Origin of the sequence: Pseudomonas sp. StFLB209 (assembly GCF_000829415.1) — a bacterium.
Classification (GTDB): Bacteria; Pseudomonadota; Gammaproteobacteria; order Pseudomonadales; family Pseudomonadaceae; genus Aquipseudomonas.
In genome coordinates this window covers 5,714,109-5,733,506 of the sequence record NZ_AP014637.1, presented here as the reverse complement: position 1 = coordinate 5,733,506, position 19,398 = coordinate 5,714,109, and the positions used below count along the sequence as shown (strand labels likewise).

The window sequence follows — 19,398 nt, the reverse complement described above, 5'->3', positions numbered from 1 at the left end:
CGCCATAGCCGTTACTTCGGCTCGCTGGCCTGATCAGCCTGGAACTTCTTCACCACTTCGTGGGCGATCTTGAAGCTGTCCAGCGCCGCAGGCACGCCGCAATAGATGCAGGACTGGAGGAGGATTTCCTGGATTTCCTCCGGGGTGACGCCGTTGTTCAGCGCGCCCAGCACATGCAGGCGGACTTCATTGGGGCGGTTCAGGGCGGTGAGCATGGCCAGGTTGAGCATGCTGCGGGTCTTGCGCTCAAGGCCCGGCCGGGTCCAGACCTCGCCCCAACACCATTCGGTGGTGATCTTCTGCATCGGGATCATGAAGTCTTCAACTTCATTGACCGAGCGATCCACATATTCAGCGCCGAGCACTTCGCGGCGTACTTGCAGGCCTTTCTTGAATTGCGGGTTATCGAACTCATCGCGCAACGGCATGGTGCGGTCCTCTTCTCGGCGGCTTCAGGTCACGGTGGGTCGGTCGCTGGTATACCAGCGACGTCAGGCTCTACTTTAGCCGCTTCTTCGAATGACGAAAAAGTCATAGTTTTTATCCAGTGCATTCCTGCCTGGAATGTGGTCAGTGGCAGGCATGCCGGTATGATGGCTTGATTGCGCTCACCGCACGTCTGAACAATAGGACCACTTGCTGCCATGCCCCACAGTCATCCGCCGTACGTCTTGTCCATCCAGTCCCATGTCGCTCTCGGCCATGTCGGCAACGACGCCGCCGTATTTCCGTTACAGCGCCTGGGGTTCGAAGTCTTGCCGGTGCACACCGTGCAGTTTTCCAATCACACCGGTTACGGTCAGTTTCGCGGTCAGGTGTTCGATGCCGAGCACATTCGCGAGGTGCTCGCCGGGTTGCGTGACCGGGGCGTGTTGTCCAGGGTCTCGGCGGTGCTGTCGGGTTATCTGGGCGATGCGGGGATCGGTGCAGTGATCCTTGAGGCGGTCGACGAGATTCGTCGCGACAACCCGGCGGTGCGTTATCTGTGTGACCCGGTGATGGGCGACGTGGGGCGTGGGGTGTTCGTCAACCCGGCGATTCCGGATTTTCTGCGCAACCTGGCCATACCTCACGCGACGATTGTCACGCCCAATCAGTTCGAGTTCGAGCTGCTCACCGGCAGCCGGCTTGTCAGTGTTGAAGATGCAGTGCGCACCGCGCGGCAACTGCGCGGCCGTGGGCCGGATGTGGTGGTGATCACCAGCCTGGCCACGCCGGATATTCCTGCCGATCAGCTCGGTACGCTGGCGGTCAACGGCGAGGGCGCCTGGTTGGTCAACACCCCGCGTCTGGCCCTGCATCCACTGCCCAACGGCATGGGCGACGTGTTCTCGGCGACCTTGCTGGCGCGCCTGCTCAGAGGCGAGCCGCTGCCGCGTGCGCTGGAATTGGCCACCGCGACGCTGTTCGGGCTGGTCAAGGCCACCGCCGAAGGCTCGCGTGACTTGCCGCTGGTGGTGGCGCAAGAGCAGATCGTGGCGCCGCTGGAGGCCTATCCGGCGGTGGCGCTCTGAGCCGAAACGGCGCAACCAGCGGCAGATTGAGCGTCATGTCTAGCGATATGTATATACAATAAGCCCGTTAACTGTGCCTGATGTGGCAGTTATCGGGCTTTCTTTTGTCTGGAGGTTGACCTTTTCGCGGGATGAGCGCTAAATGTATATACATTAAACAAGAAAAGGCATGACAAATGCTCTCCACTGCATCCGGGCGCCTGCTCTGGCGCGAGGTCACCCTGTTTGACGGGCAACAGCAACTGCCTGAGCCCATGGCCGTGCTGGTCGAGCAAGGCCGCGTTGCGGCGCTCTGGGCAGAGAAGGACTTTGATCCTGTGCTGGCTGTCGGCACCGAAGAAGCAGGGCGGGGCGGCGTGATGACGCCGGGGCTGGTCGACTGCCATACCCACCTGGTGTATGCCGGTGATCGCGCAGTGGAGTTCGAGCAGCGTTTGCAGGGCGTCAGTTACGAGCAGATCGCCCGCGCCGGTGGCGGGATTCTCAGCACCGTGCGTGCCACCCGCGCTGCCACGGAAGATGAGCTGATCGCGGCCAGCCTGCCGTGTCTGGACGCCTTGCTGGCCGATGGTGTGACCACCGTCGAGATCAAGTCCGGCTACGGCCTGACCCTTGAAGACGAACTGAAGATGCTGCGTGTGGCGCGCCGCCTGGGTACGCTGCGCCCGGTCCGGGTCGTCACCACCTTGCTCGGCGCCCATGCCTTGCCGCCCGAATATGCCGGCAACAGTGACGGCTACATTGATCTGGTCTGCCAGCAGATGATCCCGGCCGCTGCGCAACAGGGGCTGGCCGATGCCGTCGATGTGTTCTGCGAAGGTATCGCCTTTTCCCCGGCGCAATGTGAGCGAGTATTCCAGGCGGCCATCGCCCATGGCCTGGCGATCAAGGCGCATGCCGAGCAGTTGTCGAACCTGGGTGGCAGCGCGCTGGCCGCGCGCTATGGCGCCCTGTCGGTGGACCATATCGAATACCTCGACGAGGCCGGCGTACGTGCCATGGCCGAGTCCGGCACCGCTGCGGTGCTGCTGCCGGGTGCCTTCCATGTACTGCGCGAGACCCAGCAGCCGCCGATTGCCCTGTTGCGCCAGTACGGCATCCCTATGGCCCTGGCCAGCGATGCCAACCCCGGCACCTCGCCGATCTGCCTGCCGACCCTGATGGCCAATCTGGCCTGCACGTTTTTCCGTCTGACCCCCACCGAAGCCCTGGCCGGCATGACCGCCCATGCGGCCTATGCGCTGGGCCACAAGGAGCTGGGTCGGATCGCCGTGGGCGCACCGGCCGACTTGTGCCTGTGGGATGTCCGTCACCCGGCCGAACTTGCCTATGCCATTCAGGCTGGCCGTCTGCGCCAGCGCGTTTTTGCAGGAGTCGTTACTTATGTTCGCTGATCGTCAGAGCCTGGACGCCTGGAGCGGGCGCGTCGATCCGGAGCAGGACAGCGCGCGCTGGCACCAGCGCATCCAGCCCTGGGCTGCGAGCGCGGTCCCTGGTCTGGCGCTGCTGGGTTTTGCCTGTGACGAAGGTGTGCGCCGCAACCACGGCCGTACCGGTGCAGCGGCCGGGCCGCTGGCGATGCGCAAGGCGCTGGCCAATCTGGCCTGGCATCGCCAGGGGCCGGCTTACGATGCTGGTGACGTGGTCTGTGATGACGCTGATCTGGAGGCCGCGCAGCAACGTTTGGCCGACGGTGTGTGCCGGCTGCTCGACGACGGCCACCTGCCGGTGGTGCTCGGTGGCGGTCATGAAGTGGCGTACGGCAGCTGGTCGGGGCTGGCGCAGCACTTTGCCGGGCGGGCGGACACCCCGCGCATCGGCATCGTCAACTTCGATGCGCACTTCGACTTGCGAGATTTCAGCCAGACCCGTTCCTCCGGCACGCCGTTTTCACAGATCGCCGGGCAATGCGCCGCGCGTGGCTGGCCGTTTTTGTATGCCTGTGTCGGTGTAAGCCGTGCCAGCAATACCCAGGCGCTGTTCAACCGCGCAACCGAGCTCGATGTGCTGGTCCGTGAGGATCACCAGATCCGCGAAGCCACGCTGCAGGTGATCGGTGATGAGCTGCACGCGTTTGCCCGCCGCTGTGACGCGCTGTACCTGACCATCGACATCGATGTACTGCCGGCCAGCGAAGCGCCAGGCGTCAGCGCGCCGGCGGCGCGGGGCGTGCCCATGCACCTGCTCGAACCGCTGGTCGAGCGCTTGCGTGACAGCGGTCGGTTGCGGCTGATCGACCTGGCGGAGCTCAACCCCGCGTTCGATATCGACAGCCACACCGCCAAGGCGGCGGCGCGGCTGATTCATACCCTGGCGCTAGGCGGCTGAACGCTGACGGCAAGTTTTTCAAGAACACCCTTTCAACAAGAACAACACCCTGTATCAGGACCTGACCATGACGACGTTTCGTGACACCGTAATCCGTGCACCCCGCGGCACCACCCTCAACGCCAAGAGCTGGTTGACCGAGGCGCCGCTGCGCATGTTGATGAACAACCTCGACCCCGAGGTGGCGGAAAATCCGAAAGAGCTGGTGGTGTATGGCGGCATTGGCCGTGCGGCACGCAATTGGGAGTGCTACGACAAGATCGTCGAGACCCTCAAGGAACTCAACGACGACGAAACCCTGCTGGTCCAGTCCGGCAAGCCGGTCGGCGTGTTCAAGACCCACTCCAACGCGCCACGGGTACTGATTGCCAACTCCAACCTGGTGCCGCACTGGGCCAGTTGGGAGCACTTCAACGAACTGGATGCCAAGGGCCTGGCCATGTACGGCCAGATGACCGCTGGCAGCTGGATCTACATCGGCAGCCAGGGCATCGTCCAGGGCACCTACGAGACTTTCGTCGAGGCCGGTCGCCAGCACTTTGGCGGCAACCTCACCGGGCGCTGGGTACTGACCGCCGGTCTTGGTGGCATGGGCGGCGCGCAGCCACTGGCGGCGACGCTGGCCGGTGCCTGCTCGCTGAACATCGAATGCCAGCAGACCAGCATCGACTTCCGCCTGCGCACCCGTTATGTCGATGAGCAGGCCACTGACCTGGACGACGCGATGGCACGCATCGCCAAATACACCGCCGAAGGCAAAGCGGTATCGGTCGCCCTGCACGGCAACGCGGCTGAAATCCTCCCTGAACTGGTCCGTCGTGGGGTACGCCCGGACATGGTCACCGACCAGACCAGCGCCCACGACCCGCTCAATGGCTACCTGCCGATCGGCTGGAGCTGGGAGCAGTACCGCGACCGTGCCAAGACTGACCCGGCAGCGGTGATCAAGGCGGCCAAGCAATCGATGGCCGTGCACGTACAGGCGATGCTCGACTTCCAGAAAGCCGGCGTGCCGACCTTCGACTACGGCAACAACATCCGCCAGATGGCCAAGGAAGAGGGCGTAGCCAATGCCTTCGACTTCCCGGGGTTCGTGCCGGCCTACATTCGTCCGCTGTTCTGCCGCGGCATCGGCCCGTTCCGCTGGGCGGCGCTGTCCGGTGACCCTGAAGACATCTACAAGACCGACGCCAAGGTCAAGGAACTGATCCCCGACGACGCCCACCTGCATCACTGGCTGGACATGGCCCGTGAGCGCATTGCCTTCCAGGGCCTGCCAGCGCGGATCTGCTGGGTCGGCCTGGGCCAGCGTGCCAGGCTGGGTCTGGCGTTCAACGAAATGGTCCGCTCTGGCGAATTGTCGGCGCCGGTGGTGATCGGGCGCGACCATCTGGACTCCGGTTCGGTGTCCAGCCCTAACCGCGAGACCGAAGCCATGCGTGACGGCTCCGACGCTGTATCGGACTGGCCGCTGCTCAACGCGCTGCTCAACACCGCCGGCGGCGCAACCTGGGTGTCGTTGCACCATGGCGGCGGCGTAGGCATGGGCTTTTCGCAACATTCGGGTATGGTCATCGTCTGTGATGGCACCGATGACGCCGCGGCACGTATTGCCCGGGTATTGACCAACGACCCGGGCACCGGGGTGATGCGTCATGCCGATGCCGGTTACCAGATTGCAATCGACTGCGCCCATGAACAGGGCCTGAACCTGCCGATGATCGGCAGCAAGAACAACAAAGGAGCCTGATTGATGAATGCCCTGACCCTCAAACCCGGCACCTTGAACCTGACCCAGTTGCGTCAGGCCTACCAGCAACCGGTGCGCGTCGAGCTGGACCCCGGCGCCCATGCCGCCATCGACGCCAGCGTCGCCTGTGTCGAGAGTATCCTGGCCGAAGGCCGTACTGCCTATGGCATCAACACCGGTTTTGGCCTGTTGGCCTCGACCCGCATCGCCCCTGAAGATCTTGAAAAGCTGCAACGCTCGCTGGTGCTGTCTCACGCCGCCGGTGTCGGCGAGGCGCTGGATGATGCGATGGTGCGCCTGATCATGCTGCTCAAGGTCAACAGCCTGGCCCGTGGTTTCTCGGCGATTCGCCGCAAGGTCATTGACGCGCTGATCGCCCTGATCAACGCCGAGGTCTACCCGCACATCCCGCTCAAGGGCTCGGTGGGTGCCTCCGGCGACCTGGCACCGCTGGCGCACATGTCGCTGGTACTGATCGGCGAGAGCAAGGCGCGCTACAAAGGCCAGTGGCTGCCAGCCGCCGAAGCTCTGGCGGTGGCGGGGCTTGAGCCGCTGACCCTGGCCGCCAAGGAGGGCCTCGCGCTACTCAACGGCACCCAGGTGTCCACGGCCTACGCGCTGCGCGGGCTGTTCGAAGGCGAAGACCTGTTTGCTGCCGCCACTGTCTGCGGCGGCCTGAGCGTCGAAGCCATGCTGGGTTCGCGGGCGCCGTTCGATGCGCGCATTCATGCTGCGCGTGGCCAGCGCGGGCAGATCGACGTGGCTGCCGCTTACCGCGACCTGCTTACCGACAGCAGCGAAGTGTCGCGCTCGCATGCCAACTGCGACAAGGTCCAGGACCCGTACTCGCTGCGTTGCCAGCCGCAAGTGATGGGTGCCTGCCTGACCCAGTTGCGCCAGGCCGCCGAAGTGCTGGAAGTCGAGTCCAACGCCGTGTCGGACAACCCGCTGGTGTTCGCCGAGCAGGGTGATGTGATCTCCGGCGGTAACTTCCACGCCGAGCCCGTGGCCATGGCCGCTGACAACCTGGCGCTGGCCATTGCCGAGATTGGCTCGCTGTCGGAGCGCCGCATTTCGCTGATGATGGACCGCCACATGTCGCAGTTGCCGCCGTTTCTGGTGGAAAACGGCGGGGTCAACTCCGGTTTCATGATCGCTCAGGTCACCGCAGCGGCCCTGGCCAGCGACAACAAGGCGTTGGCGCACCCGGCCAGCGTCGACAGCCTGCCGACCTCGGCCAACCAGGAAGACCACGTCTCGATGGCACCCAACGCCGGCAAGCGGCTGTGGGCCATGGCCGACAATGTGCGTGGCATCCTGGCTATCGAATGGCTGGGTGCCTGTCAGGGCCTGGACTTCCGTAACGGCCTCAAGAGCTCCGAGAAGCTGGAAAAAGCCCGCAGCCTGTTGCGCGCTGAGGTTTCTTACTACCAGGAAGACCGCTTCTTCGCCCCTGACATCGAGACCGCCAGTGCTCTGCTGGCCAGCGGTTGTCTCAATGCCCTGGTGCCGCCGCGCCTGCTGCCTAGCCTCTGACGCTCGATTGAGCACAGGCCGCCCGGCACGCGGGCGGCCATCTCTGCACTATAAAAACAATCGGAGATGCACTGACATGAGTACCCATACTGGGCTCAAACGGGGTCTGAGTGCCCGTCATATTCGTTTTATCGCGCTAGGGTCGGCCATCGGCACCGGGCTGTTCTACGGTTCGGCCTCGGCCATCAAGCTGGCTGGCCCGTCGGTACTGCTGGCCTACCTGATCGCGGGCGCTGCGGTGTACATGGTCATGCGCGCCCTGGGCGAAATGGCCGTACACAATCCGGTGTCCGGCTCGTTCGGTGAATACGCCACCTCCTATGTCGGGCCGCTGGCCGGATTTATCACCGGCTGGACCTACGCGTTCGAGATGATCATCGTCTGCCTGGCGGACGTCACCGCGTTTGGCATTTACATGGGCTTCTGGTTTCCCGATGTGCCGCGCTGGATCTGGGTGCTGTCGATCATCTGTTTCATCGGCGCCCTGAACCTGTGTACGGTCAAGGTCTTCGGCGAAATGGAGTTCTGGCTGTCGATCCTCAAGGTCAGCGCTATCGTGGCGATGATTCTGGGTGGCCTGGGCATCATGTTCTACGGCTTCGGCCTGAGTGACGGCGGCACCGGCATCCACAACCTGTGGCAGCACGGCGGCTTCATGCCCAATGGCATTGGCGGCTTCATCGCCTGCTTTGCCGTGGTGGTGTTCGCCTTTGGCGGCATCGAGATCATTGGTGTCACTGCCGGCGAAGCCAAGGACCCGCAACGGGTACTGCCCAAGGCGATCAACGCCGTGCCGCTGCGCATCCTGCTGTTCTACGTGCTGACCCTGTTCGTGCTGATGTCGATTTTCCCGTGGCCGCAGATCGGCACCCAAGGCAGCCCGTTCGTGCAGATCTTCGATAACCTGGGCATCGGCTTTGCTGCCGCGCTGCTTAATATCGTGGTGATCTCGGCGGCCATTTCGGCGATCAACAGCGATGTCTTCGGTGCCGGGCGCATGTTGTACGGCATGGCGCTGCAAGGTCAGGCGCCGGCCGGCTTTGCCAAGGTGTCGAGCAATGGCGTGCCGTGGCTCACGGCGCTGGTGATGGCCGCTGCGTTGCTGATCGGCGTGGTGCTCAATTACCTGATCCCGGAAGACATCTTCCTGCTCATCGCTTCGCTGGCCACCTTTGCCACCGTCTGGGTGTGGTTGATGATTCTGGTTTCCCAGGTGGGCATGCGCCGCCGCATGAGCAGTGCCGAGGTTGCGCAGTTGAAGTTCCGGGTACCGTTCTGGCCGGTTGCCCCGGCGGCGGCCATCGGTTTCATGCTGTTCGTGTTCGGTGTGCTGGCCTGGTTCCCGAACAGCCGTCCGGCCATGTGGGTCGGGGTGGTGTGGCTCGGCCTGCTGGTCCTGGCATACTGGATCTGGGTCAAACCGCAGGCACAGGGCCGGGCACTGGCCAGCAGTGACTGAAAACGGGTGGCAAGGTGTGGGCCGCGGGGTATTATTCGACTCCTTGCCCACACATCCGGAGAACTGGTGAGTACCCCGAAACCCCCTCGGTACAAAGTGATCGAAGAGTTCCTGCTGACGCATATCCGCGAAGGCGACTACCCGGTCAATCACCAGATTCCGCCAGAAGAGCAACTGGCCCGGGATTTTTCCGTCAGCCGCATGACCGCCAACAAGGCGATCACCAACCTGGTGCAGCAGGGTTACCTGGTGCGTCAGGCCGGGCTGGGCACCTTCGTCACCGACCCACGCGCCGAGTCTTCGTTGCAGGAGGTGATGAACATCGCTGAAGAGGTCCGCGCCCGCGGCCATCACTACTCCAACGATGTGCTGCGCAGTGAGGCCATTACCGCCGACGATGAAGTGGCCCTGCGTTTGGGCCTGCGCATCGGCAGCCCGGTGTTTCACAGCATTCTGGTGCATCGCGAGAACGGTTTGCCGATCCAGCTCGAAGACCGCTACGTCAACCCGCGCTGGGTGCCGCACTACCTGTCCAGCGACTTCTCGAAACAGACCCCCAACGAGGTGCTGGTTGCCAGTTGCCCGATCAGCGATATCGAGCATGTGGTCGAAGCCATCCACGCCGATGCGCGAACCGCCCAGTGGCTGGAAATCGACCCCGGTGCGGCCTGCCTGTGCATGGTGCGGCGAACCTGGTCCAGCGAGAATCTGGTCAGCTATGTGCGCCTGACTCACCCCGGCGAGCGTTACAAGCTGCGTTCCACAACCCGCCACCGTTGATTGGGCCTGGTTCGCGTCGTTTGCTGATTTAGCGCTATGCTCTTGCAGGCCATATGCCAAGGGTGGCAGACACCCGCAAACAATCAGAAAACTGAACAAGGAATCTGGCTCATGATGTACCGCAAGCTGACGGCCTTCGTCGCTGTCGCCTTCTGTTTTACCCAAACCCCTCTGGCCCTGGCCGCTTCGCAAGCCCCGGTGGCCGGCGAGAACGGCATGGTGGTCACTGCCCAGCATCTGGCCACCCATGTGGGCGTGGACGTGCTCAAGGCCGGTGGCAATGCCGTGGATGCGGCGGTGGCGGTGGGTTACGCGCTGGCGGTGGTTTACCCGGCGGCGGGCAACCTGGGCGGTGGCGGCTTCATGACCATTCAGATGGCTGACGGCAAGAAAACCTTCCTCGACTTCCGCGAAAAGGCGCCGCTGGCCGCCACCGCCGACATGTACCTGGACAAGGACGGTAACGTGGTGCCGGGCCTGAGTTCGCGCGGCCACCTGGCGGTTGCTGTGCCGGGCACGGTCTCGGGGATGGAGTATGCACTGAGCAAGTACGGCAGCAAGCCGCGCGCCGAGATGATCGCCCCGGCGGTCAAGCTGGCCGATGACGGCTTTGTGCTGGAGCAGGGCGATGTGGACCTGCTGTGGACCGCCACCGAGGACTTCAAGAAGGACATCAAGGATTCCGGCGCGATCTTCCTCGATGACGGCAAGCCAATGCAGGTGGGCCAGAAGCTGGTGCAGAAAGACCTGGCGCGCACCCTGCGGGAAATCTCCGCCAAGGGCGAGGACGGCTTTTACAAGGGCTGGGTGGCCGATGCCCTGGTCAGTTCCAGCAAGGCCGGTAAGGGCATCATCACCCAGGCCGACCTTGACCGCTACAAGACCCGTGAACTGGCGCCGGTGGAATGCGATTACCGCGGCTACCACATCGTCTCGGCGCCACCACCGAGCTCTGGTGGCGTGGTGATCTGCCAGATCCTGAATATTCTCGAAGGCTATCCGATGAAGGATCTGGGCTTCCGTTCTGCCCAGGCCATGCATTACCAGATCGAAGCGATGCGCCATGCCTATGTCGATCGCAATAGCTACCTGGGCGACCCGGATTTCGTCAAGAACCCGCTCGAGCGCCTGCTCGACAAGGACTACGCGGCCAAGCTGCGCGCTGCCATCGACCCACAAAAAGCTGCGGTCTCCAAAGACCTGGCACCTGGCGTTGCGCCCCATGAAGGCAACAACACCACGCACTACTCCATCGTCGACAAATGGGGCAATGCGGTGTCGGTGACCTACACCCTCAACGACTGGTTCGGTGCCGGCGTGATGGCCAGCAAGACCGGGGTGATCCTCAACGACGAGATGGACGACTTCACTTCCAAGGTCGGCGTGCCGAACATGTACGGCCTGGTGCAGGGCGAAGCCAACGCCATTGCCCCCGGTAAAACCCCGCTGTCATCCATGAGCCCGACCATCGTCACCAAGGACGGCAAGACCGTCATGGTGGTGGGTACGCCCGGCGGCAGCCGGATCATTACCGCGACCCTGCTGACCATGCTCAACGTCATCGACTACCGCATGAACATCCAGGAAGCCACCGACGCGACCCGTTTCCACCAGCAATGGCTGCCTGAGGAAACCCACCTGGAAGATTTCGCGATCAGCCCTGATACGCGCAAGATCCTCGAAAGCTGGGGCCACAAATTCACCGGGCCGCAACCGCTCAATCACGTAGCGGCGATTCTGGTCGGCGCGCCTTCGCTGGACGGCAAACCGGTGGGTAACAACAAGTACTACGGCGCCAACGATCCACGGCGCAATACCGGGTTGTCGCTGGGCTATTGATCCCGCAGCGGGGCCGGCTGTGACAGCGTCCGGCCCCCTCGACAATCGTTTCACATGTCAGGCTGGTGATAGTTTCGCAGCCGCGCGCCAGACTACTATCAGCGCCTCATTCACCCTCGCAGGAAGCCTTATGACTCTTTCCTTCAAAACCCTGACTGGTCTGGCGCTGGCCGCGCTGCTCGTTGTTGTGGCAGCGACCAGTCACGCCGCTACCCCGCGCAACCTGGCAGCGGAAGAGGCCAACCGCACCCTGGTGCTGGATTTTTACGAACGCTTTTTCAACAAGCATGATGTGGCTGGTGCCGCGCAGCTGGTTGCGGACAACTATAAGCAGCACAACCCTGAGGTGCCGGATGGCAAGGCGCCGTTCGTGGAATTCTTTGCGGGCTTTTTCAAGGAAAACCCGCAATCGAGGGCACGTGTCGTGCGCAGCGCCACCGATGGTGACCTGGTGTACCTGCACGTGCACTCCACCAATGGCGCCAAGGATCCGGGTCAGGCCGTGGTGGACATCTTTCGGGTTGCCAATGGCAAGCTCGTCGAGCACTGGGACGTGATTCAGAACGTCCCGCAGCAGGCGGCCAACACCAATACCATGTTCTGAAGCAGCGGTTTGCGTCAGTTCTGTGCCTGGCGCAACCAGCCAAGAATGTCCTCGGCATTGCGCGCCGGCTTCGGGATCTCGGTGTACAGCTGCGCCAGCCGGCCGTCGTCGATCACCAGTGCGGCGCGGCCATACACTTGCAGCGGCCCGGCCTGATACACCGGCAGGCCCAACGCTTTGCCTAATGCACAGTCCTGATCGGACAACAGCTGGTAGGGCAGTTGCGTGCGCTCCTTGAGTTCCTGTTGGTAGGCGGTGTCTTGCGACGAGAGGCCGAAGATTCGCTGTACGCCCAGGGCGGCGAATTCATCGAACGCATCACGAAAGCCACAGGCCTGCGGGGTGCAGCCTTTGGCACCAGGCACACTGGCCATTTCTGCCGGGGCGGGCAGTTCGGGGTTGCCGCTGCGCGGGTAGATAAACACCACGCTGAGGCCGGGCAGGGTGCTGAGGTCGACACTGGAGTGGTCAGTGGCGGTCAGGGTCAAAGAGGGCAGGGGTTGGCCAATCAGTTGCTGGCGCAGGGTGTCTTGCATATTCATCAGGGCTCCGGTTCTGGGGGCAAGCGCCAACCAGGCGCTCGCGGTATTGTTCAGGCTTGACATCCTCCCCGCCCTAAAGGGCGGGGATTCCCACAACTGGACGCTCATGCCCGAGCGCGAGAATGTTCTTTGCGGCGTTGACGTCGCGGTCGTGGGTGACACCGCACCCACAACAAGTCCATTCCCTTATTCCAAGCCCTGCGATACCTCTCGGCCTCGAGTCCGGCAATTGCTTGCAGCTCGAACAGGTTTGGGTGGTGTTTCTCTCGCTGACAACCTTGAAAACCGTGCCTGCGCGATCGCATTTGTATTCCAGCATGGTTTTCAATTGGCCCCAGCCGGCGTCCAGCACCGACTTGGCCATCCTGGTTTTCGCGAGTTTCAGTGAGTTCACATCGCCCACCACAATGACGCCACAACGCGCGACCAGCGCGTTGCTGAACTTATGCAGGGCATCCTTGCGGCGGTTCGCAATTTTGGCGTGAATCGCCCGCACACGGGCCTTCTTGCCGGCGCGCTGGGCCGTGCCCAGCGCGCTCTCCAGATCCCGGTAGAACCTGCCGCTTTCAAGGCGATCACCGTCGCTGCAGGTGGCCGTGGTTTTCAGTCCGAGGTCGATACCCACCGCGTCCTGGCCTGGCGATAACTGCCGGTCGACCTCGACCACGACGTTGAAATACCAGCGTCCACGGCTGTCCTCGTTGAAGCTACCGGATCTGAATTTAAAGCCCGCCAGGCCGTAGCTGTCCCAGACCTTGAAGTGCTGTCTGTTGAAGACGACCTGGCCGTTTTTCCAGACAGCCGCGCCGACCTTGAAGGGCACCCAGCCCAGACTGCGCCGGGCGCCGCCCGAGCAGCGCCAGCGTAGCTGGCGCTTTTTGAACTGCTTGCGCCGTGTGACATATTCGTCGGCAACAGCCTGCACCGATTGGCTGTGCAGTCCCAAGTCTTTGCCGGCCCCGTTGGTGTACTTGTGAATGTCGAACGCCGACAGAAAACGACCATGCTCACGAATCGAGCGACAGCTCAACTCGTTCACGTAGTTCCACACAAAATTCACAGCGCGAGAAGCTTCACGCAGCTGCGCTGCGTGCTTGTCTCGCACTCGAACCTTGAGGGTTCTGGTCGCTTTCATTTCAGTCATGAAACACATGATAGGGCGGTTTTATGGATCTTAACCCCTATGACCGCTTCGCGGTGCCGCTTTCATCCCCCACCTGAAGGAAGGGGCTTTTCGCGCCAGCTTGGTAACGGGCAGCGGCGCTTCATCGGCAAATCGCTTTCGCCTTTAGCCGCGATAGGGCATTACACTGGTCGGCCTTCATTCACCTGACCAGAGATTCACATGGCCAATTCTGATATCGATTTCCTGCCCGATCCAGACCCGGAGTCCATCTCTAGCGACGTCGCCGGTTTCGCTGGCTTGCTAGTGTCCACCCAGATCCCGACCCGTGCCGATGGCAGCCTGGAACTGGGTGACATCACTGCGCAAAGCGAATGCACCCTGCAGGCGCTCAAGGTCGCCCTGGAAAACGCCGGCAGTTCGCTGGATCGTGTGTTGCACCTGACCATCTACCTCACCGACATGAATGAGCGCGGTGCCTTCAACGAGGTCTATCAACGCTTTTTCAGCAAGCCCTGGCCAGTCCGTGCCGCCGTTGGTGTCGCGTCGCTGGCTGTGCCGGGCATGCGCGTGGAAGTGACCGCAATGGCGGCCAAACGCTGAGTGTGTGCCGCTCAGAGCAAGGTCGCCGTTGCTATTGAATCTTGAGAAATAGCTCGCAGCAGAGGTCGTTTACCGGCCTCTTCGCGAGCAAGCTCGCTCCCACCTGGTGCGCAATGCTTGTCTGAACAGTATTGGCTTTGGCCGCGACCGCCACCCCAGCGTCATCAGAGCATCTGGCTCAGCGCGCGGAACAGTTCATCAGGCTTGACCGGCTTTTGCAGCACCAGGCTTTCAGGCAGCTCCAGACCTTGCAGTTCGGCATAGCCGGTCAGAAACACCACCGGCAACTGCGGATAACGGTCGCGTGCCGCGCGGGCCAGTTGTGCGCCGTTGAAGCCGGGCATGGCAAAGTCGGTGAGCAGCAGATCGACCTGATCGTCGAGCAATTGCAGCGCCTGTTCGCCACTGTTGGCCTGACGGACCCGATAACCTTGCAGCACCAGCATTTCGCTGAGCATGTCGCGGATCAGGTGTTCATCGTCGACCACCAGGATGCAGCGGTTATGCCCGCTGTTCTGTGGCTCTTGAGCAGGCACCGGCGGCTCGGCCTGTGTAGCGGTGTGCTGCACCGCCGGCAGATAGACGCTGACTTCCGTGCCACGGCCCGGCTCGGTGTCGATGCGCACGCCGCCTCCGGACTGTTTGGCGAAACCGAACACTTGCGCCAGGCCCAGCCCGGAGCCTTTGCCGATGTCCTTGGTCGTGAAGAACGGCTCGAACACTTTGGCCAGCACATCCTGGCTCATGCCGCAGCCGGTGTCGCGGATCGACAGCATCACGTAGTCGCCAGGCTCGGGATCTTCCGGCCGTTGCGCGGCCTGCCGCACGCGGGTGTTGTGGGTGCGCAGGATCAGCAGGCCGCCGGCCGGCATCGCGTCGCGGGCGTTGATCGCCAGGTTGAGAATGATCATCTCGGTCTGGGTCGGATCGGTCAGCGCCTGCCACAACTGAGCGTGCAGATCCAGGCGAACCAGAATGCTCCCGCCCAGGGTGCGGCGCAGCAGTTCTTCCAGGCCGTTCAAGGTGTCGTTGAGGTTCAGCGGCACCGGCTCCAGGCGCTGGCGCCGGGAGAAGGCCAGCAACTGTGAGGTCAGCTTGGCACCGCGCTCGCCCGCTTCACGGATGTGCTTCAGGCGCCGCCGCGCCTTGTCCAGGTCTGGCTTGTCCAGCTCACGTTCAAGAAAGCTGGAGCCGGTGAGGATCACGGTCAGCAGGTTGTTGAAGTCGTGGGCCACGCCTGCGGTCAATTGGCCGACCGCTTCGAGGCGCTGCATCTGTTGCAGGGCGGCTTCGATCCGCTCGCGCTCGGCAATCTGATCGCGCAGCCGGGTATTGGCTTCGGCAAGGCTTTCGGTCGCCTCACGCTCGCCAGTAATGTCCCGCGCCACCGCATAGAGCAGAGTGTCTTCCGGCACCACCACCCATGACAGCCAGCGCTGCTGACCATTGGCGTGGCGGATCCGGCCGGTAAAACGCACGCTGGCGCCGTTGCGCGCCAGGGTCGCCAGCTCGTTGCAGAACGCCTGGCGGTCATCTTCGGGCAGCAATTGCATCAGTGAAATCTGCGCCAGGGTCTGGCGGTTAAAACCCAGCGCCTGTTCCCAGGCCGGGTTGAGCGCCACCGGCGTCAGGTCCTTGTTGAACACGCCCAGCAGGTCTTGCGACAACTCCCAGGCACGATCCCGCTCGCGGGTGCGCCGCTCGACCCGTTCGCCAAGGATTTCATTGAGCTGTTTAAGTGCCTGGGTGGCCTGACGCTGTTGGTGGATGTCCTGTAATACACCGGAGAAACGCACGCACTGGCCATCGACGACCCGCGCCTGGCCACTGCTCAGCAGCCAGCGCGGCTCTTTGCCATTGATACAGCGAAACTCCATGCGATAGCTGCCATCGCTGTCCGGTGCCATGGCCTGTTCCACGGCTTCACGGACAGCGCCCTGATCATCGGGATGCAGGCCGGCATAGAACAATGGCAGATCCATCTCGGTATCTGCGGGCAGGCTGAACAGCGCCTTGCAGCGATCGTCCCAGAGCAACAGGCCGTCCTGCGGGCGAAAGTCCCAACTGCCCATGCCTGCCGCGTCAATCGCGATCCGCGCACGCGCTTCTACATCCGCCAGTGCTTCTTCGGCCCGGCGCCGGCGCTGGCGTTCCTGGACTTCGGTAAGCGCGCGGCCCACCGCCTTGGGCAGCAATGACAGGTTCTTTTTCAGGACGTAGTCGGTCGCACCCAGGCGGATCATTTCCACCGCGTGTTCTTCGCCGTAGATGCCGGACAGGAAAATAAAGGGCGTGTCCGGGGCCAGGCGCCGCGCGATGGCCAGCACGTCGCTGCCCGAAGAGCCAGGCAGTACGCAGTCGCAGAGGATCAGATCGAAACTTTGCTCTTGCAGGGCGCGCTCCGCGCCCCAGTGGTCGAACACCTGCCGGGCCTGGATCAGCATGCCGCTGCGCTCAAGTCTCAACAGGGTCAGCTCGGCGTCCATCGAGCTGTCTTCGACCATCAGCAAATTCATTGGCTTGGCCAACATCCGGGCTCCGTCATTAATTGCGTCGACGGTTCAGACGCAGAGAACCCGGTGGAGGTTCATTCAGTACGGCCCAGAAAACCCCGAGGTCGGAAATGGCCGCGACAAACTCCTTGAACTCGACGGGTTTGACCACGTAGGCGTTGACCCCCAGCTCGTAGGCGCGCAGCAGGTCTGGCTCTTCTCGCGAGGAGGTCAGCATCACCGTGGGGATGCTGCGCAGTTCCGGGGTGTCGCGCACCACTTTGAGCACTTCCAGGCCATCGACCTTGGGCAGTTTCAGGTCCAGCAGCAGCACCGCCGGGTTGCCGTCGTCACGCTCGGCAAAGGCGTTACGGCGCAGCAGGTAATCCAGAGCGTCGGCACCGTCACGCAGCACAATGACTTCGTTGGCCAACTGGCTGCGCTCCAGCGCGACAAGGGTCAACTCCAGATCCCTGGGGTTGTCTTCGACCAACAGAATGGGTTTGAGCATGATCGGTGGTTCTCAGCTATGCGAAAGGTGACGAGGAAGGGTGAAGTAGAAGGTCGCGCCACGGTCGATTTCGCCCTCGGCGCGGACTTCGCCGTCGTGGCGCTCGATAATGCGCCGCACGCTGGCCAGGCCAATGCCGGTGCCTTCGAAGTCTTCCATGCGATGCAGACGCTGGAAGACCCCGAACAGCTTGTTGGCATAGGCCATGTCGAAACCCACGCCGTTATCGCGGATCCACACTTCGGTTTCATTCTCGGTCTGCCGGGCGCCGATTTCAATGCGCGCCGGGGTGCGCCCACGCGTATATTTGAGCGCGTTGGCAATCAGGTTGTTGAGGGCCAGGTTAATAAATGCCGGATCGCCAATCACTTTAGGCAACCGGGCAATTTCCCAGACAACCTCGCGGCCAGCATAATCAGGCTGCAGGTCGCTGCGGATATTGTCGATCAGGGCATTGAGGTCGACATCCGACAAGCGCAGCGCAGAGCGGCCCATCTGGGAAAAATTCAGCAGATTATCGACCAGTGTCCCGGCAAAGCGCGCGGCGTCTTCGATGTGCTGCAAAAAGCGTTTGCCGCGCTCGCTGAGCACCGAGCCTTCGATTTCACTGAGCAATTCGGTATAGCCGGCAATGTGTCGCAGCGGCGCGCGCAGGTCGTGGGAGACACTGTAAGAGAACGCTTCAAGCTCTTTGTTGGAGCGCTGCAATTCGCCAGACAGTTGCGCCAGCTCTTCGGCCTTGCGCATCACGATACCCAATACCGCGCTGCGCAGCTCAACCACACCTTCAATGATCAGCGGGTTCCAGGGCGCGGAAAAACCACGTACGTCCTGTTGCCAGCGCTCAAAGCTGTGGCGCGGATTGAGAGTGCCCTGTGGGCTGATGTCTTTTTCCGGGCGCCCGGCCCAGTTCACGGTACGCGCCTGTTCAGGACGGAACCACACCAGATAGTGTGAGTGAATTTGCGAGATGGCCACCGCCATGACCCCCGCAGCGTACTGGCCCAGCTCCGGGAGTTCGTCGATGTCGCGCTGCACGTTGTCGGTGTGGAAGACTTCCTCGGCATCCTGCTGGCCCAGCCAGTGCACCAGTGCATTGACCATCGACTCGGGCGGCGTGGCGCCGATCAGTTCGCAGCGCCCGGCAGAAATGATCGCCGCGCCCTGGGCGCCGGCGAAGGCCAGCAGCACTTCAGGCAGTTCCAGCAGGCCGTCACTGACGCTGTCATGATCGGCCATCGACGACAGCATCTGCACGATGCGTTTGCGCAAATCCAGTAATTGCCGGGTGCTGGCATGAGACTCCAGAGACTCGATCTGCAACGACAGCAGGCTGCTGAGCAGTTCGCAGGCCGTGCGGGTCTGGAAGTCCACCGGGCGAGGCTGCTGGTGATGGCAGGAAATCAGCCCCCAGAGTTTGCCGTCGACCACGATCGACAGTGACATCGAGGCCAGCGTGCCCATATTGCGCATGTACTGCAGGTGCACGGGCGAGACGCTGCGCAACGAGGCATAGCTCAGGTCCAGCGGCTGACCGGTGCGCGGGTTGTTGGCAGGTATCAGCGCCGAGGGCTGGTAACTGGCGCTCTGGATCAGCCGGATCCGATTGGTGCGATACAGCTCTCGTGCCTGGCGCGGGATGTCCGAGGCTGGAAAACACAGGCCCAGGTAGTGCGGATAACCCGCGTCGACGGCCTCGGCCAGTACCAGACCGTTGCCTTCGGCATCGAAGCGGTACGCCTTGACCCGGCCAAACCCGGTGATCTGTTTGATCTGCTGCACGGAGCGGCGCAGCAGCTCTTCGATATCGGTAATCTGCTGCAAGCCACTGACAAAACCGCGGATCAACGGATAGAAGTCGTTTCTGCGGCGGGCCGATTGCTCGGGTACAGGCTCGAATTCGGCGATCAGTACCTGATCATGACGGTGCACCAGCAGGGTCATGCGCTGGTCGCTGCAAGGACCCCGGCGCAGGTGCACGTCGCCGATATGAAACGGAAAGATTTCGTCAGCCGGCAGTTCCTGCAGATGGCCGGCCAGATCAAAGCGGTCATCCACCCAGCCGGGGAAATCCTTGCCGATCAGGTCGCCAGCGGCTACGCCCAGCCACTGTTCGGTATTTTCACTGGCCTGCAGGATCTGCAGGCTGGGTTCGTCGAGCACCAGCAAAAACCCGTGGGGCTGAATGCTGCCAGGGATCTGGATCGGCTCCTGGCTGCAACGCTCGATGGCTTGATCCAGGGCATTATCGGCAATAGGCAAAAGTGGCTCTCCTGTAGGGTCCGTTCTATCGAGGCCGGATTTTTGGGCACAGGAT

Annotated in this window: 16 protein-coding genes; 10 read left to right on the top strand and 6 right to left on the bottom strand. The window is 62.6% G+C overall.

Features of this window, described 5'->3' with window-relative positions; genetic code table 11:
• Positions 1 to 11: 11 nt before the first annotated feature.
• Positions 12 to 428: a carboxymuconolactone decarboxylase family protein gene (locus PSCI_RS25510; protein WP_045492363.1), complete on the bottom strand. Its 417-nt coding sequence runs from the start codon at positions 426 to 428 to the stop codon at positions 12 to 14.
• A 216-nt stretch (positions 429 to 644) separates the two neighbouring features.
• Between PSCI_RS25510 and pdxY the strand changes: the two genes are divergently transcribed.
• The 9 genes from pdxY to PSCI_RS25465 all read left to right on the top strand — a co-directional run bounded on the left by pdxY (position 645) and on the right by PSCI_RS25465 (position 11,810).
• Positions 645 to 1,514, top strand: a complete 870-nt coding sequence (gene pdxY, locus PSCI_RS25505) for a pyridoxal kinase PdxY (RefSeq protein ID WP_045492361.1) — start codon at positions 645 to 647, stop codon at positions 1,512 to 1,514.
• 176 nt (positions 1,515 to 1,690) lie between these two features.
• A complete protein-coding gene (gene hutI / locus PSCI_RS25500; protein ID WP_045492358.1) occupies positions 1,691 to 2,908 on the top strand; it encodes an imidazolonepropionase in 1,218 nt (405 codons plus the stop codon).
• On the top strand, positions 2,898 to 3,842 hold the full coding sequence (hutG, locus tag PSCI_RS25495; protein WP_045492356.1) for a formimidoylglutamase: 945 nt from the start codon (positions 2,898 to 2,900) through the stop codon (positions 3,840 to 3,842). The genes hutI and hutG overlap by 11 nt, the downstream gene beginning before the upstream one ends.
• A gap of 67 nt (positions 3,843 to 3,909) precedes the next feature.
• Positions 3,910 to 5,592, top strand: coding sequence for a urocanate hydratase (gene hutU, locus PSCI_RS25490; RefSeq protein WP_045492354.1), 1,683 nt, complete (start codon positions 3,910 to 3,912; stop codon positions 5,590 to 5,592).
• Positions 5,593 to 5,595: 3 nt separating this feature from the next.
• Positions 5,596 to 7,128 (top strand): histidine ammonia-lyase, encoded by a 1,533-nt coding sequence (hutH, locus tag PSCI_RS25485; RefSeq protein ID WP_045492352.1) that lies wholly within the window; start codon positions 5,596 to 5,598, stop codon positions 7,126 to 7,128.
• 76 nt (positions 7,129 to 7,204) lie between these two features.
• Entirely contained in the window at positions 7,205 to 8,587 is a 1,383-nt protein-coding gene (locus PSCI_RS25480; protein ID WP_045492350.1) for an amino acid permease, read from the top strand.
• A gap of 66 nt (positions 8,588 to 8,653) precedes the next feature.
• A complete protein-coding gene (hutC, locus tag PSCI_RS25475) occupies positions 8,654 to 9,367 on the top strand; it encodes a histidine utilization repressor (protein ID WP_045492348.1) in 714 nt (237 codons plus the stop codon).
• Positions 9,368 to 9,481: 114 nt separating this feature from the next.
• Positions 9,482 to 11,206, top strand: coding sequence for a gamma-glutamyltransferase (gene ggt / locus PSCI_RS25470; RefSeq protein ID WP_045494952.1), 1,725 nt, complete (start codon positions 9,482 to 9,484; stop codon positions 11,204 to 11,206).
• A 130-nt stretch (positions 11,207 to 11,336) separates the two neighbouring features.
• A complete protein-coding gene (locus PSCI_RS25465) occupies positions 11,337 to 11,810 on the top strand; it encodes a nuclear transport factor 2 family protein (protein ID WP_045492347.1) in 474 nt (157 codons plus the stop codon).
• Positions 11,811 to 11,824: 14 nt separating this feature from the next.
• Here PSCI_RS25465 and PSCI_RS25460 read toward each other — a convergent pair whose 3' ends face one another.
• Both PSCI_RS25460 and PSCI_RS25455 read right to left on the bottom strand, forming a co-directional pair.
• On the bottom strand, positions 11,825 to 12,352 hold the full coding sequence (locus tag PSCI_RS25460) for a peroxiredoxin (RefSeq protein WP_052483529.1): 528 nt from the start codon (positions 12,350 to 12,352) through the stop codon (positions 11,825 to 11,827).
• A gap of 73 nt (positions 12,353 to 12,425) precedes the next feature.
• Complete coding sequence (locus tag PSCI_RS25455; RefSeq protein ID WP_045492345.1) at positions 12,426 to 13,487, bottom strand: RNA-guided endonuclease InsQ/TnpB family protein; 1,062 nt, start codon at positions 13,485 to 13,487, stop codon at positions 12,426 to 12,428.
• Positions 13,488 to 13,697: 210 nt separating this feature from the next.
• On the opposite strand from PSCI_RS25455, the gene PSCI_RS25450 reads away from it, so the two are divergent.
• Entirely contained in the window at positions 13,698 to 14,078 is a 381-nt protein-coding gene (locus tag PSCI_RS25450; RefSeq protein ID WP_045492343.1) for a RidA family protein, read from the top strand.
• Positions 14,079 to 14,242: 164 nt separating this feature from the next.
• On the opposite strand, the gene PSCI_RS25445 is transcribed toward PSCI_RS25450, so the two are convergent.
• The 3 genes from PSCI_RS25445 to PSCI_RS25435 are packed head-to-tail and all read right to left on the bottom strand — an operon-like array spanning position 14,243 to position 19,343.
• Positions 14,243 to 16,609: a response regulator gene (locus tag PSCI_RS25445; RefSeq protein WP_045492341.1), complete on the bottom strand. Its 2,367-nt coding sequence runs from the start codon at positions 16,607 to 16,609 to the stop codon at positions 14,243 to 14,245.
• Between the two features lie 13 nt (positions 16,610 to 16,622).
• Entirely contained in the window at positions 16,623 to 17,081 is a 459-nt protein-coding gene (locus PSCI_RS25440) for a response regulator (RefSeq protein WP_045492339.1), read from the bottom strand.
• Between the two features lie 12 nt (positions 17,082 to 17,093).
• A complete protein-coding gene (locus PSCI_RS25435; protein WP_045492337.1) occupies positions 17,094 to 19,343 on the bottom strand; it encodes an ATP-binding protein in 2,250 nt (749 codons plus the stop codon).
• Positions 19,344 to 19,398: the final 55 nt, after the last annotated feature.

Bases quoted from the DNA above. Each gene is read 5' to 3' on its own strand.
- PSCI_RS25465 (WP_045492347.1), top strand. From the start codon at position 11,337: ATGACTCTTTCCTTCAAAACCCTGACTGGTCTGGCGCTGGCCGCGCTG.
- hutU (WP_045492354.1), top strand. From the start codon at position 3,910: ATGACGACGTTTCGTGACACCGTAATCCGTGCACCCCGCGGCACCACC.
- PSCI_RS25480 (WP_045492350.1), top strand. From the start codon at position 7,205: ATGAGTACCCATACTGGGCTCAAACGGGGTCTGAGTGCCCGTCATATT.
- PSCI_RS25510 (WP_045492363.1), bottom strand. From the start codon at position 428: ATGCCGTTGCGCGATGAGTTCGATAACCCGCAATTCAAGAAAGGCCTG.
- PSCI_RS25460 (WP_052483529.1), bottom strand. From the start codon at position 12,352: ATGAATATGCAAGACACCCTGCGCCAGCAACTGATTGGCCAACCCCTG.
- ggt (WP_045494952.1), top strand. From the start codon at position 9,482: ATGTACCGCAAGCTGACGGCCTTCGTCGCTGTCGCCTTCTGTTTTACC.
- hutG (WP_045492356.1), top strand. From the start codon at position 2,898: ATGTTCGCTGATCGTCAGAGCCTGGACGCCTGGAGCGGGCGCGTCGAT.
- PSCI_RS25440 (WP_045492339.1), bottom strand. From the start codon at position 17,081: ATGCTCAAACCCATTCTGTTGGTCGAAGACAACCCCAGGGATCTGGAG.
- PSCI_RS25455 (WP_045492345.1), bottom strand. From the start codon at position 13,487: ATGAAAGCGACCAGAACCCTCAAGGTTCGAGTGCGAGACAAGCACGCA.
- hutI (WP_045492358.1), top strand. From the start codon at position 1,691: ATGCTCTCCACTGCATCCGGGCGCCTGCTCTGGCGCGAGGTCACCCTG.
- hutH (WP_045492352.1), top strand. From the start codon at position 5,596: ATGAATGCCCTGACCCTCAAACCCGGCACCTTGAACCTGACCCAGTTG.
- pdxY (WP_045492361.1), top strand. From the start codon at position 645: ATGCCCCACAGTCATCCGCCGTACGTCTTGTCCATCCAGTCCCATGTC.
- PSCI_RS25445 (WP_045492341.1), bottom strand. From the start codon at position 16,609: ATGTTGGCCAAGCCAATGAATTTGCTGATGGTCGAAGACAGCTCGATG.
- PSCI_RS25450 (WP_045492343.1), top strand. From the start codon at position 13,698: ATGGCCAATTCTGATATCGATTTCCTGCCCGATCCAGACCCGGAGTCC.